Genomic DNA, 16,275 nt, shown 5'->3' on the forward strand with positions numbered 1-16,275 from the left:
GGCGTGATTTTACTCACTTTAAGACAAATTTGTCAATAAATAAGACTTAGAATTTATAGCGCTTTCACCTTTTAAAATTTATAATTTACCCACACTTTACAAAGGGGTGAAATTTGAAAAATTTGACAAACGAGCAGAGATTTTTCTCAAATGCCGACCTTGCAAGGCTCTTTTTCCCTATCGCCGTAGAGCAGTTTTTAGAGTATAGCCTAGGCCTTGCAAACTCGCTAATGGCAGCAAGCGTTAGCGAAAGCGCGGTGAGTACGGTAAGCCTTGTGGAGTTTGTCATGGCGCTATTTATAAGTATATTTACCGCCATAGCCACTGGTGGCTCGGTGGTTGCTAGCCAGTATCTAGGCAGCAAACAAAGTGGCAACGCCAGAAATACCGCCGATCAGCTAGTTTGGTTTAGCCTAATTTTTGCCATCTTTATAGCCCTTGTCATCATCGTTTTAAAAGATCTCATCCTAGACAAAGTCTTTGGCGATATCGGCGAACAAGTGAGGCGCGATGCTAGCCACTATCTCGTTTTCTCCGCCATTTCAGCGCCCTTTTTAGCCGTCTATGCAGCAGCTGCGGCGATCTTTCGCACGATGTCAAACGCAAAGCTACCTATGTATATCATGGCGGCTGCAAATTTACTAAATGTGCTGCTTACTGCCATTAGCATCTACACATTTCACACAGGAGTGCTTGGCATCGCCATTAGCACGCTCATAGCAAGAGCGATCGCTTGCTTTGTCATCGTCTATCTGCTACTTGATATAAAGCTAAAACTTCACATAAGAAAGAGCTTTATCTATAAATTTGACTACGAGATTATCAAGAAAATTTTAAATATCGGTGTACCTTATGGCTTTGAAAATTCGATGTTTTATGTGGGTCGCATCATCGTTTTGAGCCTTGTTTCACTTTTTGGCACGGCAAGTATCGCTGCAAATGCCGTGGGAGGGACGATCGTGATGTTTCAAGTGCTCCCTGGCATGGCGATAGGCACAGGACTTAGCGTAGTTATCTCAAGGTGCGTTGGCGCAAACGACTTTGCTCAGGCTAAATTTTTTACGTAAAAAAATCGATGATAAGCATCTATATTGTCCAGCTTTTTAGCACAGCAGTAATTTTGCTTTTACTTGAGCCATTGCTTCTTGTTTATAATCCCTCAAGCGAAGCTATAAATTTAACAAGACAGATCGTCTGGTATCACGGTATCGCTATGTGTCTTATCTGGCCACTTGCCTACACATATCCAACCGTTTTTCGAGCAGCAGGGGATGCTAAATATCCGATGATTGTAAATTTAGTTTGTATGTTTGCTTGTAGAGTCATCTTGGCCTATGTCTTTGCACTTACGTTTGATCTTGGTATGATAGGTACTTGGTTTGCAATGTTTGCTGACTGGGCTGTAAAGGCGGTGCTTTTTACGATTAGATACCTAAAAGGCACATGGATGAATTTTAAAGCTATTTAAAAAGAAATTTAGTAATATACAAGCGATTTTGTCGCAAAGGATAAAGATGAAAAATGTTTTAAAATTTAGTGTAGCTCTAGTGATAGCAGCGCTTTTTGCAGGGTGCGCAAGCGAGAGCTCAAGAGTGGTCGAAACCCCAAAAGTAGCAAGCTACGGCTCAGTTTATAACGGCAAAAAGGTCTCAGTTTCTATTGGCCGCTTTAATAACCAATCAACCTATCAAAATGGCGCCTTTAGCGACGGCGAGGATAGACTTGGTAACCAAGCTCAAAGCATCCTAATCACAAATTTACAGCAAAGTGGTAGATTTTCGGTGCTTGAGCGATCAAATATGTCAGTCCTCAAACAAGAGAGCGAGCTAAGCAAAGAGGCTCAAAATTTAAAAGGCTCAAGATACGTCATAACTGGCGATGTGACTGAGTTTGGCCGCAAGACAACAGGCGATCACCAGCTATTTGGCATACTTGGCAAAGGCAAAAAGCAAACTGCCTACTCAAAGGTAAATTTAAACGTTGTCGATACCAAAACGGCTGAGGTCGTCTACTCAGTTAGCGGCGCTGGCGAATACACCCTTTCAAACAGAGAGATTATCGGCTTTGGCGGCACCGCAGGATACGACTCTACGCTAAATGGCAAGGTGCTAAGCCTAGCGATAGTTGAAGCGGTAAATAACCTAGTAAACGGCATAGAGAGCGGAGCATGGCAAGTAAAATAGGGCTTGCCTGCCTTGGCGCTCTTGCACTCTTAGTTGCAGGGTGCAGCAATGCAAGTGGCCCAAGGTCGCTTTACTACTGGGACGGCACATATAGTAGCTCGCTATATAGCTATCTAAACGAAGATGGCGACGCAACTGAGCAAATTTCACGCTTAGAAAATTTAGTGCAAAACTCAACCCAAAGGGGCTACAAGGTTGCGCCTGGACTTTACGCACACCTTGGACTTTTATACTTAAATAATGGGAATTTAGGCGCTGCAAATGCAAATTTTGACAAAGAGGTGCAAAATTTCCCAGAGTCAAAAGAATTTATAAATTTCATCAAAGGCTCTAAAAATTTAACCCCAAAAAAGCAGAGCAAAAAAGAGGGAGCGAAAGATGAAAAGTAGCCTGAAATTTATAGCTGTGACGCTTCTTGCGATATTTTTTGCGGGTTGTTCTTTCAAAGAGCCTGAGCCATACGACTACTCGGCTTTTTTACAAAAAAAGCCACGCTCCATCCTAGTGCTCATGCCAACAAACGATAGCACCGAAGTAAGCGGCTCAGCAGCGGTTCTGGCTAACTCAGTAGCCCCACTTAGCGAGGCTGGATACTATGTATTTCCAGTGGCTCTTGTAAATGATACATTTAAGCAAAATGGCATAACCGAGCCAAGCGAGATCGCAGCCGTGCCACTAAATAAACTTGATAAAATTTTCCATGCTGATAGCGTGCTTTACATAAACATCAAAGACTACGGCACAAGCTACGTCGTGGTCTCAAGCTCGACAAAGGTAGTGCTTGAAGCAAAGCTAGTCGATATAAAAAGTGGCGCGACGCTCTGGCAGGGCGAGGCAGAAGCCGCAGAGGATAGCGGTAATGGACAAAACAGCCTGCTTGGCATGCTAGTCTCAGCTGTCATCACACAGGTGGCAAACACCATCTCAGATAGATCATACGACCTAGCAGTAAGAGCCGATGCCTACCTCTTTTCTAGAAACTGCCATGACTGCATACTTTATGGGCCATATTCGCCGCACTACGGCAAAGACGCCCAGCTACATAAAGATAGATAAATTTAATGTCTAGCCATCAACTTGGAGTGCTTCTTACGCTAGTTGGTGGCGTGCTTTGGGGATTTAGCGGAGTTTGCGGGCAGTATCTCTTCTCGCAAGGCATTAGCGCTGATTTTTTAGTGCCTTATAGGCTCTTGCTAGCTGGTGCTTTTATCGTGCTCTACTACGCTTTTAAGGCTAAAAAAGCCGTTTTTGCGCCACTTACTGACGTAAAACTGATGGCTGAGCTTCTTATATACGCCCTACTTGGGCTCATGATGACGCAGTATGCCTACTTTTACTCGATCGAGCTCTCAAACGCCGCAGTTGCGACAGTTATCCAATACACCGCTCCAGTTCTCATCCTAGCCATCATCTGCCTAAAAGAGAGGCGAGCACCAAGACCGCTTGAGATTTTAGCTCTGCTTTGCGCGATGCTTGGCGTCTTTTTCTTGGCTACTCACGCACAAATTTCAGCCCTTGTCATCTCACCAGAAGCGCTATTTTGGTGCTTGGTAAGTGCTGTTTGCGTCTGCGTTTATAACCTAGCTCCCGCAAGGCTAAACGCCAAATACTCAGTCGCGCTCACGCTTGGCTGGGGCATGGTGATAGGCGGCATGGTGCTTTGCCTTTATATGAGGGTGTGGGAGTTTGCAGGGCTTAGTGGCACGGCGCAGTGGCTGGCATTTCTCGCCGTTATCACGCTTGGCACGATATTTGCATTTAGCTTTTATATGACTGGAGTTAAGCTCATAGGCGCCTCAAAGGCCAGCATGATAGCCTGCATAGAGCCATTAAGTGCCGCGTTTTTTGGCTACTTTTGGCTTGGGACGAAGTTCGTCTTTTGGGACTTTTTAGGCTTTGCTCTCATCATATCATGCATATTTTTACTTTCAAAGAAGAGAGATGATATACCTAGCGCAAACTGACACGACGGCTGGCTTTTTAAGCAAGGACTACAAGGAGATAAACCACGCCAAAATGCGAAGTGAAGGCAAACCTTGCCTCATCACGACGGCTAAATTTAGCGTTTTAAATGAGCTTGCTAGAGCGCCAAAAAAGTATAAAAATTTCATCCGCCGATCGAGAAAAACGACATTTTTATATCCAAATTTAAAGGCGATCAGGGTCGTAAAAGAGTGCGAACATGAGAAATTCTTAACCAAATTTGACTGGCTCTACTCAAGTAGCGCAAACAAAAATGGTATGAAATTTGACGAAGTTTGGGCTAGAAGCGTGGCTGATGAAGTTGTTGATGAACGATTTTTTGAAGATATGCCATCAAAAATTTATAAAATTTCAAAGAGCAGACTAAAAAAGATCCGTTAGTTAAATTTACGCCCTGCACTTTTTATAAATTTAGGTAGTTTTTGTGGTTTGAGGTGATAAATTTGCTAAATTTCATCACTAACAAGAGCAGTTTTAAAAGCTAGTTTTTTAGACAAGGTCTAAATTTAATCTACTAATTAGATAAATTTACAAATGTCCAAACTAAATTTAGCCTATCACTTGCTATAAACTTCGCCCTAGACTACTTTTTAAAATTTAAGGTCACCAACTTTAGCTAACCACTAACCAATATAAATTTGCGCCAATATCTAAAGTTGACCACTAAGACCAAATTTAAGTTATTCAGGCTCTGCCAACTCGCATAAATTTACAAATTTAGAGCAAGAAAGGACTAAATTTCATTAAATTTAGCTCATTTGTGCTGGTAAAGTAGCCATTCGACGCAACGCCACTACAACCACGCAAGAAAAATCAGTCAAGCCACAAATTTAAAATTTTAGCCACTATCAAAATTTGGATGCAGAGATAATCAAATAAGCAAATTTAACAACTCTCAAAACCAAAATTTAGCCCTTTTGCAAATTCAAAAAAGCAAATTTAATCACCACAGCTAGTTGCGTTTTCACGGGCAAAATAGTCTTTGTAAAACGCAAACTACTCTATAAATTTCTCGTGACGGCATCAGATCAGACAAATTTACTTATCAAGCATAAATTTACAAATTTGAAGCACCAGAACCCAAAAAACAAAAAGTAGCTTTTATAAATTTAGAGCAGCCAAAACCCAAATTTGACTAAATTTAGCCAGCACCATTTGGCACGAGCAGATAAATTTACAAAGCAATTTTTTTTGCTAGATTATTAAATTTGCTTTTGGGGATTAAATTTCACTTGCTAGCCCCTTTGGCTGGCACCAAAGGGATTTTGCTAGCAAATTTGGATTATAGTTTTGCTTTTCTTTTGCGCTCTGTTGGGTCTAGATAGCGCTTGCGAACGCGGATATTTATAGGTGTAACCTCGACTAGCTCGTCATCTTCTATCCACTCTAGCGCACGCTCAAGGCTTAGCTTTCTAGGTGGGACAAGTTTGATCGCATCGTCACTGCCACTTGCACGCACGTTTGTTAGGTTTTTGCCTTTGATAGGATTTACATCAAGGTCGTTTGGACGGCTGTGCTCGCCGATGATCATGCCCACATAGACTTTTGCCTGCGGATCAAGAAAGAGCACGCCACGATCTTGCAAGTTAAATAGCGAATAAGCAAGCGTTACGCCGTTTTCCATAGAAACTAGCGCGCCGTTTGTTCTGTGTTCGACGGTGCCGCTTAGTGGTCTAAACTCCAAAAAGCTATGGTTCATAACGCCCTCGCCTTTTGTATCAGTCAAAAACTGGCTTCTAAAGCCGATAAGGCCGCGCGCTGGGATCTCAAATTCGATCCTTGTTTGGCCATCACCTGTTGGGTTCATAGAGACCATTTCAGCTTTTCTTTTGCCTAGTTTTTCGATGACAGTGCCTGTCGTATCATCAGGCGCGTCGATCACTAAAAGCTCGTATGGCTCGCATTTTACGCCGTTTATCTCTTTTACGATGACCTCAGGTCTGCCAAGTAAAAACTCATAGCCCTCGCGGCGCATATTTTCAGCCAAGATAGTGATCTGAAGCTCGCCACGACCGCTTACTTTAAATTTGCCCTCGCCGATGTTTTCATACTTCATCGCGATATTTGTCTTCATCTCGTTTGCAAGGCGCTCATCGATCTTGTTTGATGTGACGTGTTTGCCCTCAGTGCCTGCTAGTGGGCCGTCATTTACAGAAAATACAACGCTAAGGGTTGGCTCTTCGATATGGAGTGGATCAAGCGGATGTGGGTTGTTTGGATCAACGACGCTATCGCCAACGTCAAGCGCGTCAAAGCCAGCGATCGCTACGATGTCGCCAGTGCCAGCCTCGTTTATATCGATCCTATCAAGTCCCATAAAACCGATAAGCTTTGAAATTCTACCAGTTGTCTTTGTGCCATCAGCCTTTGCAAGCATGACATTTTGGTTTTTAGCTATCTTGCCGTTAAAAATCCTCGCGATGCCGATCTTACCGACGTAATTGTCATAATCAAGCGTGAAAACTTGAAGCTGAAGTGGGTTCTCGTCGCTGCCGCTTGGAGCTGGTACGTGAGCTAGGATAGTCTCAAAAAGTGGCTGCATATCTTTGTTTTCATCGCTTAGTTTTAGCTTTGCGTAGCCATTTTTAGCAGCTGCATAAACTACTGGAAACTCTAACTGCTCGTCATTTGCATCAAGTGCGACAAAAAGGTCAAAAATTTCATTTATAACGCGGTCTGGATCGCCTGCAGGCTTATCTATCTTATTTACGACGACGATTGGGCGAAGTCCAAGTGAGAGCGCCTTTTTGACGACAAATTTAGTTTGTGGCATAACGCCCTCTTGCGCATCAACAAGTAGCAAAACGCCATCAACCATCTTAAGAACACGCTCTACCTCGCCACCAAAGTCGGCGTGGCCCGGGGTGTCTATGATGTTGATCTTTGTATCTTTGTAGCGAATGGCGGTATTTTTAGAAAGGATCGTGATGCCACGCTCTCTTTCGATGTCGTTGCTATCCATTACGCGCTCGCCAAGGTTTTGATGCTCGTTAAATGTTCCTGACTGCTTCAAAAGCTCATCAACCATTGTTGTCTTACCGTGGTCGACGTGCGCGATGACGGCTATATTTCGTATCTTTTCCAAATGTTTCTCCGTTTATTAGTTTGCTATTTTCGCTTCATCAGTTTTTAAATAGGGGCAGATTATAGCCAAATTTTTATAAATTTTAAGCTGATATCAAGAAATTAATTTTTGGAATAGATTTTGCATGTTTGGCATTAAGTTTTTAAATTTAAAGGGATTAAATGCAAGCTTACACAGCGAAAAACAACGTAGATTTGCTAGCTCCTGCGGCTACTAAAAAGCCTGCGGCTGCGAAGAAGTCTCAAAACAACGGCGAGTTTTTGTCGATGGTTTTGGATGCGGCTGCGAGCAAGGCAAATAGCGGTCAAAAGATCACCGAAAAGGATGTCAAAGAGATAGTAAAAACTGTTGATATCCAAAAAGAGACGATAGAAAAGGCGCAAAACGAAAGCGTGGCAAAAATTTCAGCCGCACTTGAAGAGAATTTGGACGAAGATACAAAAAATGAGCTCTATGAAAATGCAAATTTCATGCAGCTTTTGCAAGTTTTAGAGATACTAAATGGCAATGAAAAGGTAAGTAAATTTCCAAATTTCAGCGACAAAATAGCAAATTTCTTAAGTGTACCCCAAAACGTCGAAGAGCTTAGCAACGTTAAAAGCGTTAGCGATCTTATCGACCTTGCTAAGAAATTTGACCTTGGCCTTGAAAATATAGAAATTTCAAATGAAGATGTGCCAAAACTAAACGAGATGTTTAAAAATTTGGGCAAGCAGGAATTTTTCACGCCGATAAAGACTGAGGACAAGCCTTTTTACTTAAAAGAGCTAAAAAACGAGGTCGAGCAAACTATCATCAAAAACGAGCCAAAAGAGGTCGTAAAGCTTGATACTTTGCTAAAAGAGGTGGTGGCAAATCCAGTCAGCGAAGTTAAAAATTTAGTCAAAGAAGAGCCTAAAAAGCTAGATGATAGCGAAGTAAAGCTTGATGATGAGATAGTGGATATTGAGCCAGATGAGCAGCCAAAAGAGCCAAAAGTAAAGGTAAATTTACACGAGCAAAAGGCGCAAAAAGCCCCAACTCTTGAGTCGCTACTCTTTCCAGAAAGAGAGCAGATGAGCGAGGCTGAGCCAAGCGAGGAGACCTTTAGCAGTGATAATAAATCAGAGCTAAATCAAATGGTAAAAGATATCGCAAACAGCGCTAAACACCAGCTTCAAACAAAGGCAGAGATAAAAGAGACGCTTAGCAACTTCTCTTCTACACTAAAAGAGCAGGTGCAAAACTACAAAGCGCCGATCACTCGCTTTAACATCACGCTTAATCCGCTAAATTTAGGCGAGGTCGAGATCACGATGGTTAATCGCGGCAATAATTTGCATGTAAATTTTAGCTCGACCACAGCGACTATGAACCTCTTTTTACAAAACCAAGCTGAGTTTAAAAACAGCCTTGTAAATATGGGATTTACCGAGCTTGAGATGAATTTCTCAGATCAAAACCAAAGACAAGAAAAAAGAGAACAAGCAAAGAACAAATATAGCTCAAATCAAAGCGACGAGAGCGAAAATGCTCAAGCGGAACAAAGCTTGCTTGAGCTAGTAATACCAAGATATATTTAGGAGAGATTATGGCTTCAGTTTCAGATATAACTACACAAACAACACAGCAAAAAAATGCCGAGAAAAAGGCTAACTCTAGAATAGACGCGGCAAAAGGCACAGGCACAAACCCAAATTCACAGCTTGACAAAGATGCATTTATGAAGCTACTTTTAACCGAGCTTCAGCACCAAGACCCAACAAGCCCTATGGATACTGAAAAGATGCTAACGCAAACTAGCCAATTAGCATCAGTCGAGATGCAAGAAAATACAAACAAAGCGATGAAAGAGCTAGTAAATCAGCTAAAATCAAACGCAAATGCCTACGCTATCTCAGCCCTTGGCAAGATGGTCTCAACTGGCTCAAATGCAGTCACACTAACAGATGAGAAAAAAGATGCAAAATTTGCGCTTTACTTTAAGACAGATCTTGCAAATGGCAAAATCGAGGTCAAAAACGCAAATGGTCAAGTCGTAAGAACAACTGATCTAAGCGAGACAAATGCAGGCGTTCATAACCTAGCTTGGGACGGCAAAGACGCGTCTGGCAATCAAGTGCCAAACGGCTCATACACCATTTCAGCGACTTACACTGGCAAAGATGGCAAAGAGTATAAAACGCAAGTAGGCAACTACCCAGTCGAGGCGGTGAAATTTGTAGATGGCAAGGCTATGATAAAGGTAGCTGGAGAATACGTTTCAATGGATAAAGTATCTGAATACTACGAGGGCTAAAAGCCATGATGAGAGGTTTTTACAACGGGGTTAGCGGCATCAAGACGCAAAGCTTTGGCATGGATGTTTGGTCAAACAACATCTCAAACATAAACAATGTCGGTTTCAAAGCTTCAATCCCTGAGTTTAAAAATTTGATCAACCAAAACCTAGTCTCAGCAGGAAGTGGCCCAACTAGCGATCAAGTGGGACTTGGAGCTACTAAGCAAACGACTGCGCTTGACATGTCAAATGGTAGCTTTCAAAGCACTGATAACAACTTTGACCTTGCCATAGGCGGAGATGGCTTCTTTGGCGTTGTCGATAAAACAGGCAAAAACTACTACACAAGAACAGGCACTTTTGACATAGATGCGGCTGGAAATTTAGTAGATACTAGGGGAAATTTACTCCTTGGCACGCTTGCAAATTTCACTCCGACCACGCCAAGTGCAACCGCTCTTAAAAAATATGGTCAAACCTCAAGCGCCCCACAAGCTTACACGGTCTCGCAAGAGGAGCTAAGTCTGGGCGATCCTGGCTCGCAAAAGGGCATAACACTGCCTCATTTTTTATTTATGCCAGCTGAGGCTACTACAAAGATCAGCCTAAAAGGCAACCTAAACTCAACCCGCATAACAGACAAAAAAACGACAGCGCTTGATGCTAGCCAATACGCATACACGCTTGATAATACAAACAAGACGATCTCACTAAACGGGCAGATCCCGCTAAGCACCACATCACTTGGCGCAAAAGCTGGCGACAGCGTGGTCGTAAAAGTAAAAGATGGCGATGGCAAATTTAGCGAGTTTTCTACCACGCTTGAGGGTGATGGCACTTGGCAGATAAACGACAAGAGCCTTAAATTTATGGATTTTGCAAATTTAGAGGTAAATGCCGAAGTCACCTCGCTCGTTGAAGTGCCAAACAAAGAGAAACTAACCTCTGATATCTACAACGCAGACGGCACAAAGAGCCTAGTTACTATAAATTTAACCAAGCAGATCCCACAAACTGGCGACCAGACTATCTGGGACGCGGTGGCAACGATAACTGATGCTAGCGGAGCCGTGCAAAACACAGCGATGGGCTCGCTTACATTTAATGGCAGTGGCAGGCTTGTCGCAAATACACTAACAAGCGTTGGCGGCGTAAATTTAAACTTCGAAGGTGACGGTGATGCGGATGTTTATAACGGCATGACAAGCTCAGCAAACGCCAGAAAAGACTTCAACATAAAAAGAGATGGCTACGCTGAGGGGCTTTTATCAAAATATAGCGTCGATGACCGTGGCAACATCATGGCAAATTTTGACAACTCACGCGCATTTGCGGTGGCAAAAGTGGCGCTTTATCACTTCATAAATGACCAAGGCGTGGCAAAGGTTGGCGACAATCTCTATGAAGCCACAGCCAACTCTGGCGAGCCATTTTTTTACAAAAACAAGGCTGGTGAGACTATTTACGGAGCTCAAATTTTAGCAAACAAGCTTGAGATGAGTAACGTCGATCTTGGTCAAGCACTAAGCGAGGTTATCGTCACGCAAAAGGCCTACGAAGCGAGCGCAAAAAGCATCACGACAAGCGATGAGATGATACAAACTGCTATCCAGATGAAGAAATAATCCTTAAAGTAAATTTGGGCGAGCAATCGCCCTATTTTATAACTTTAAATTTACTTTAGACCTTTCAAATCCCCTAAAATACTTACTTTTCTCTAAATATAGCAATATAATTTTAAGCATGCTGGTTATAAAATTCATTTAATTTCTTTTTTTAAGGATTGTCAAATGAAAATGCTATTTTTAGCCCCAGTGCTAGCTTGTAGTCTTGCCTTTGGTGCTGATGTGATCGCAAAAGATGCAAACATCACACTTGATGGCAAGATGATCGGTAAGATCGAGGTTTTAACGCCAGTTGAGGTCGTAGAAAAAGGCGATAAAACGAGTAAGATCAAGGTTAGTGGTGTAGTGTCGGCAAACTACTTGGCTCAGCTTCAAAGAAGCGTAGAAGACCCTGAAGTTTTTGTAGCTTTTGATAACGAGAGCGAGGCAAATTTCAAAAAAGTAAAAGATCTTGAAGATGACTACGGCGAGGTTTGGTACCAAGCTGATGGCGTTTATGAAGTGTCAAATGACGCGCTTGGTGGCAACCAAAAAGAGCTTTATGCAAAGGCAAAGAAAATTTACGAGGAGACCTGCTCGGCATGTCACAGGTTGCACGAGCCAAACAGCTTTACAGCTGCTCAGTGGCCAGCAAATTTAGCTGGTATGGTTGATGCGAAATTTGTCGCACTTGATGAAACTGACCTAAATTTAGTGCTTAAATACCTACAGCACAATGCCAAAAAAGTAAAATAAATTTTCATAAGGGAGAAAATATGAAAAGACGAGATTTTATAAAATTTTCTGCACTTGCTGCCACAGCGGCACAAGCAAACAAGATAGAAGGCGTGACAAAGACCATCTTTGATCAAAACAAGACCTTTGGCGCAAATAGATTTGGCCTATTTTGGGCAAATACCAACTCAAACCAAATCGTCTCAGTCGATCCATTTGAGGGCGATAAATTCCCAAATACCATGAACAACAGCTTGCCAGACCTCATCCAAAACGAAAGCCGCGTGCTCTATCCATACGTAAGAAAGAGCTACCTAAAGGCAAAGGGCGCAGCAAAGAGCGAGCTTCGTGGCAAAGAGGAATTTGTGCGCGTTAACTGGGAGACTGCACTTGATCTAGCAGCAAAAGCCTTAAAAGAAAATTTTGATAAGTATGGCCCTGAGAGCATCTACGGCGAGTGCTACTGGTGGGGCGGTAGCGGCAAGATCAGCTGGGGTAGGACTGTTGGTCACAGGATGCTAAAAGTGCTTGGCGGATATGTAGAAGAGAGCGGCGACTACTCAACGGGTGCTGGCCTTGTTATCATGCTTCACGTCCTAGGCAACAGCGCCGTTTATGATGCTCCGACAAAGTGGGAGGCTATCGCTAAAAACGCTAAAAATGTTGTATTTTGGGGCACTGACCCACTTGTAACTGATCAAATTTCATGGCAACCACCAACACATGATGGCTATCTTGGCATCAAAAAGATAAAAGAGGCAGGCATAAAAACTTATAGCGTTTGCGTCTTTAAAAACGACACCACAAGATATCTTGGCTCTGAAGCTATCATCGTTCGTCCAAATACCGACGTAGCAATGATGCTTGGCATGTGCCACTATCTATATGAAAACAAGCTTTATGACGAAGAATTTATCAAAAAATACACAGTTGGCTTTAATAAATTTAAAGACTACCTGCTTGGCACAACCGACAAGGTAGTCAAAGATATCAACTGGGCTAGCAAAATTTGCGGAGTAAAAGCTGAGGATATCGCAAAATTTGCAACAGCACTTGCAAAAGAGCCAAGCGTCATCATCGCAGGCAGATCACTTCAAAGACAAGATCACGGCGAGATGAGCTTTTGGGGTATCGTAACACTTAGCGCGATGCTAGGTCAGATAGGCAAAGAGGGACTTGGCTTCGAGTTTAACCTCTACCACTCAAATGGCGCTACAGACAAGATCGCTCCGTCACTAAAAGGCATCAGCACTAGCATAAGCGAGAAATACGACAACGTAGATGGCGCTCCTTGGAAGAAATTTAAAAACGTCACCATCCCATCTTCAAGATCGATCGAGGCTTTGCAAAACCCTGGCAAAGAGATAGACTATGACGGCTCAAAGATCAAGCTACCACACATGAGAGTGGCTTACATGGCGTCTGGATCGATGTTTACAAGGCATCAAGACGTAAATAACGCCGTAAAAGCGTGGCGTAAATTTGACACCGTAATAACAGCTGAGCCATTTTGGACAAGCACAGCAAAACTAAGCGACATCGTCTTGCCAGTAGCCCTTGAAGTCGAGAGAAATGACATCAACCAAAGCGTGCCTACAAACGAGTATATCGTAGCTTACAAGCCTGTCGTAGAGCCTATGGGCGAGAGCAGAAGTGATTATTGGATCTGCTCACAAATTTGCAAACGCTGGGGCAGAGAAGAGGTCTTTACAGAGGGCAAAGATGAGCTTGGCTGGGCGAAAGAATTTTACGCAGACGCAGCCGAGCAAGCCAAAGGCATAAATGTCAAGATGCCAAGCTTTGATGAGTTTTGGAAAGAGGGATATGTTAGATTTGAGCAAGATGACGAAGCGAGCAGATACTACACAAGGCTTAGCGCTTTTAGAGAAAATCCACACAAAAACCGCCTAGGCACGCCATCTGGCAAGATAGAGCTCTACTCTCCAACTATCGCTAAATTTGGCTACAAAGACTTTGCGCCACACGTTGCTTGGATCGAGCCGTTTGAGTGGCTTGGCAGTGAAAAAGCCAAAAAGTATCCATTTAGCGTCACAACCCCACACTCAAGATACCGCCTCCACTCACAGCTAAATAACTCAATAATCAGAAACTACGCTGAAGTATGCGCTAGAGAGCCAATGCTAATAAACGTAAATGACGCCAAAGCAAAGGGCATCGCAACTGGCGACGTGGTGAGAGTATTTAACGACAGGGGCGAAATTTTAGTCGGCGCGCTTGTCACTGACATCATCCCAGAGCACGTTATCGCCATCTGCGAGGGTGCGTGGTACGATCCTGAAGTGCTAGGCGAAAAGAGCCTTTGCAAACACGGCTGCGTCAATGTCCTAACTCGCGACAAAGGCACATCTAGCATCGCGCAAAGCAACTGCGGACACACGATCCTTGTAAATTTAGAAAAATACAAAGGCGAGATCAAGCCAATCACCGCGTTTTCTAAACCAAAAATTTTGCAATCTTTGTAGAATTTATATAAATTTAGCCCTCGCTTGGGGGCTAAATTTTAAAAGAGTTAATGTCTTCTAACTATCTCCACCTCATTTATATCCTCAAATTTGATCCTGGTTTTTACGACCATGAGGATTTTATCTTTGAAATTTACATCTGAGACTAGGCCGCTAGTTTTTACGTAAGTAAAGCCGTCGTGGTAGCTCACACGCACCTCATCAGCTATCTTTATCTCGCTTATCTTTTTTAAAATTTCATCGACCTTGCTCTCGTCAAGCTCTAGTTTTTCGCATTTTTCTCGCTCTTTTTGACGCAAGGCTCGCTCTAATGTAGAAAGAGGATTAAACGAGCTAAAAATTTTCGCCCTATCTTTACTCACCGCTCTTGTGCCCTCCGATCTTTTTGTTTCTATCTTGCCCAGTTGCCTCTGGTAGCAGGTCGATCGCGCGCAGGATCGAGTTTTTACCAAATTTCTCTTTTATCAAATTTAGCGACTTTAGCACCGCCTTTTCTTTGGCGTCATCTTCAAACAGGCTAAATTCTGCCAAATTTTCTTTTACCACATCGTTTGCAGATATGCCTATTTGCCTGATTAACCCGACATTTTTTATCTTGTTTAAAAGTAGCTCCTCAGCTACACTCATTAGCACGCTTGAGACATTTGTTGGCGTTTTGAACCGCACACTTGCACGTTGCTGCGGCTCAAGCTTATCGGCAAATCTCACATTTATCGTTAGCCCACTCGCCATCACATCTTTGTTTATCATCCTAAGCACGAGCCTGTCAGCCATCTCTTTTAGCACGATCACCGCCTCGCAGCGCTCGTAGTCTCTGGGTAAAATTTCTGAGCTAAAGTAGGACTTCGTGTTTGGTTTATACGCCTTTATCTCAGCTATCGTCGTTGGCTCTATGCCGTTTGCGTGATCTATCGTGATGTAGGCATCGACGCCAAAAATTTTTTCAAGCAGGCTTTTTGGCGCATTTGCGATATCTTTCATGCAAAAGATGCCGCATTTTTCGAGCTTTAGTCTAGTTTGCTTACCGATACGCCAAAAGTCACTTAGGGGCTGATGTGTCCAGAGCTGCTTTTTGTAAAGCTCTTCGTCAAGATAGGCGATGCCGTCATCTTGGTGCTTTGCTAATATATCAAGCGCGATCTTTGCGAGGTATAAATTTTTCCCCATGCCACAAGTCGCCGTCACGCCAGTCGTTTTTAAGATCTCATCCATCATCATTTTCGCCATCTCTTTTGCGCCAAGAGCGTAAAATTTCAAGTAAGAAGTGAGGTCTATGAAGCACTCATCAATAGAATAGACGTAGATGTCCTCTTTGGAGACATATTTTAGATAAATTTCATAGATCCTTGCGGCGTAATCGATGTAAAACTGCATCCTAGGTGGCGCGATGATAAATTTGACATCTCTTGGTATCTCAAAGAGCCTGCAGCGGTTTTTCACCCCTTTTGCACGAAGCGCAGGGCTAACAGCTAAGCAGATGCCACCACTGCCACGACTAGCATCAGCCACGACTAGATCAGCCTTAAATGGATCAAGCCCACGCTCCACGCACTCAACCGAGGCGTAAAAGGACTTTAGGTCGATAACGGCGTAAATTTTGCTCTTTGGATTTTCATTTTTCATGAGAGGATTATAGATGAAATTTGGTAAAAGTTAGTTTGTAAATTTTGTTTGAAATGGCTTAAAATTTTAATAAAAATCTTTTAGAAAAAAAGGCTAAATTTGAGTGCAAAAACCACGCGCTAAAGATACCAAAATAACTCCGTGACCAGAAACTATGCCAAGCTGAGCGCAAAAGAGCCGATGCTCATAAACGTAAATGAAGCCAAGAAAAAGACATAGCGACTGGCGACGTGGTGAGAGTATTTAACGACAGGGGCAAAATTTTAGTTGGCGCGCTTGTTGCTCATCATCCCAGAGCACGTCATCGCCATCTGCGAGG

Annotated in this window: 14 protein-coding genes and 1 pseudogene; 12 read left to right on the top strand and 3 right to left on the bottom strand. The window is 43.0% G+C overall.

Annotated features, from left to right (window positions below):
- Positions 1 to 113 precede the first annotated feature (113 nt).
- The 7 genes from CYO90_RS00265 to CYO90_RS00290 are packed head-to-tail and all read left to right on the top strand — an operon-like array spanning position 114 to position 4,547.
- A complete protein-coding gene (locus CYO90_RS00265) occupies positions 114 to 1,067 on the top strand; it encodes an MATE family efflux transporter (RefSeq protein ID WP_258030597.1) in 954 nt (317 codons plus the stop codon).
- 53 nt (positions 1,068 to 1,120) lie between these two features.
- A complete protein-coding gene (locus tag CYO90_RS10375; protein WP_258030598.1) occupies positions 1,121 to 1,468 on the top strand; it encodes a hypothetical protein in 348 nt (115 codons plus the stop codon).
- 46 nt (positions 1,469 to 1,514) lie between these two features.
- A complete protein-coding gene (locus CYO90_RS00270) occupies positions 1,515 to 2,183 on the top strand; it encodes a CsgG/HfaB family protein (protein WP_103578031.1) in 669 nt (222 codons plus the stop codon).
- Positions 2,168 to 2,572 carry a DUF4810 domain-containing protein gene (locus tag CYO90_RS00275; protein WP_103578032.1) on the top strand — a complete coding sequence of 135 codons (405 nt, stop codon included), beginning with the start codon at positions 2,168 to 2,170 and terminating at the stop codon, positions 2,570 to 2,572. Before CYO90_RS00270 ends, CYO90_RS00275 begins: the two co-directional genes overlap by 16 nt.
- Complete coding sequence (locus tag CYO90_RS00280; protein WP_103578033.1) at positions 2,562 to 3,239, top strand: DUF799 domain-containing protein; 678 nt, start codon at positions 2,562 to 2,564, stop codon at positions 3,237 to 3,239. The genes CYO90_RS00275 and CYO90_RS00280 overlap by 11 nt, the downstream gene beginning before the upstream one ends.
- A 5-nt stretch (positions 3,240 to 3,244) precedes the next feature.
- A complete protein-coding gene (locus CYO90_RS00285) occupies positions 3,245 to 4,147 on the top strand; it encodes a DMT family transporter (protein WP_103578034.1) in 903 nt (300 codons plus the stop codon).
- The gene (locus CYO90_RS00290) at positions 4,125 to 4,547 is read left to right on the top strand and encodes a Sua5 YciO YrdC YwlC family protein (RefSeq protein ID WP_103578035.1); all 423 of its coding nucleotides are present in this window, start codon (positions 4,125 to 4,127) and stop codon (positions 4,545 to 4,547) included. The genes CYO90_RS00285 and CYO90_RS00290 overlap by 23 nt, the downstream gene beginning before the upstream one ends.
- A gap of 901 nt (positions 4,548 to 5,448) precedes the next feature.
- Here CYO90_RS00290 and typA read toward each other — a convergent pair.
- Positions 5,449 to 7,251: a translational GTPase TypA gene (gene typA / locus CYO90_RS00295; RefSeq protein ID WP_004317297.1), complete on the bottom strand. Its 1,803-nt coding sequence runs from the start codon at positions 7,249 to 7,251 to the stop codon at positions 5,449 to 5,451.
- A gap of 1,175 nt (positions 7,252 to 8,426) precedes the next feature.
- On the opposite strand from typA, the pseudogene CYO90_RS10720 reads away from it, so the two are divergent.
- From CYO90_RS10720 to CYO90_RS00320, 5 genes and pseudogenes are all read left to right on the top strand, one after another.
- Positions 8,427 to 8,813, top strand: a pseudogene (locus CYO90_RS10720) (flagellar hook-length control protein FliK); the annotation flags it as partial.
- Between the two features lie 8 nt (positions 8,814 to 8,821).
- Positions 8,822 to 9,529: a flagellar basal body rod modification protein gene (locus tag CYO90_RS00305; RefSeq protein WP_103578037.1), complete on the top strand. Its 708-nt coding sequence runs from the start codon at positions 8,822 to 8,824 to the stop codon at positions 9,527 to 9,529.
- A 5-nt stretch (positions 9,530 to 9,534) separates the two neighbouring features.
- Positions 9,535 to 11,136 (top strand): flagellar hook-basal body complex protein, encoded by a 1,602-nt coding sequence (locus CYO90_RS00310; protein ID WP_103578038.1) that lies wholly within the window; start codon positions 9,535 to 9,537, stop codon positions 11,134 to 11,136.
- A 165-nt stretch (positions 11,137 to 11,301) separates the two neighbouring features.
- On the top strand, positions 11,302 to 11,871 hold the full coding sequence (locus tag CYO90_RS00315; RefSeq protein WP_103574131.1) for a hypothetical protein: 570 nt from the start codon (positions 11,302 to 11,304) through the stop codon (positions 11,869 to 11,871).
- A 20-nt stretch (positions 11,872 to 11,891) separates the two neighbouring features.
- A complete protein-coding gene (locus CYO90_RS00320) occupies positions 11,892 to 14,333 on the top strand; it encodes a molybdopterin-dependent oxidoreductase (RefSeq protein ID WP_103578039.1) in 2,442 nt (813 codons plus the stop codon).
- Positions 14,334 to 14,380: 47 nt separating this feature from the next.
- On the opposite strand, the gene CYO90_RS00325 is transcribed toward CYO90_RS00320, so the two are convergent.
- On the bottom strand, positions 14,381 to 14,695 hold the full coding sequence (locus CYO90_RS00325; RefSeq protein WP_103578040.1) for a YolD-like family protein: 315 nt from the start codon (positions 14,693 to 14,695) through the stop codon (positions 14,381 to 14,383).
- Complete coding sequence (locus tag CYO90_RS00330) at positions 14,688 to 15,956, bottom strand: DNA repair protein (RefSeq protein ID WP_103578041.1); 1,269 nt, start codon at positions 15,954 to 15,956, stop codon at positions 14,688 to 14,690. The genes CYO90_RS00325 and CYO90_RS00330 overlap by 8 nt, the downstream gene beginning before the upstream one ends.
- Between the last annotated feature and the right edge of the window lie 319 nt (positions 15,957 to 16,275).

Source organism: Campylobacter concisus (genome assembly GCF_002913745.1).
GTDB lineage: Bacteria > Campylobacterota > Campylobacteria > Campylobacterales > Campylobacteraceae > Campylobacter_A > Campylobacter_A concisus_R.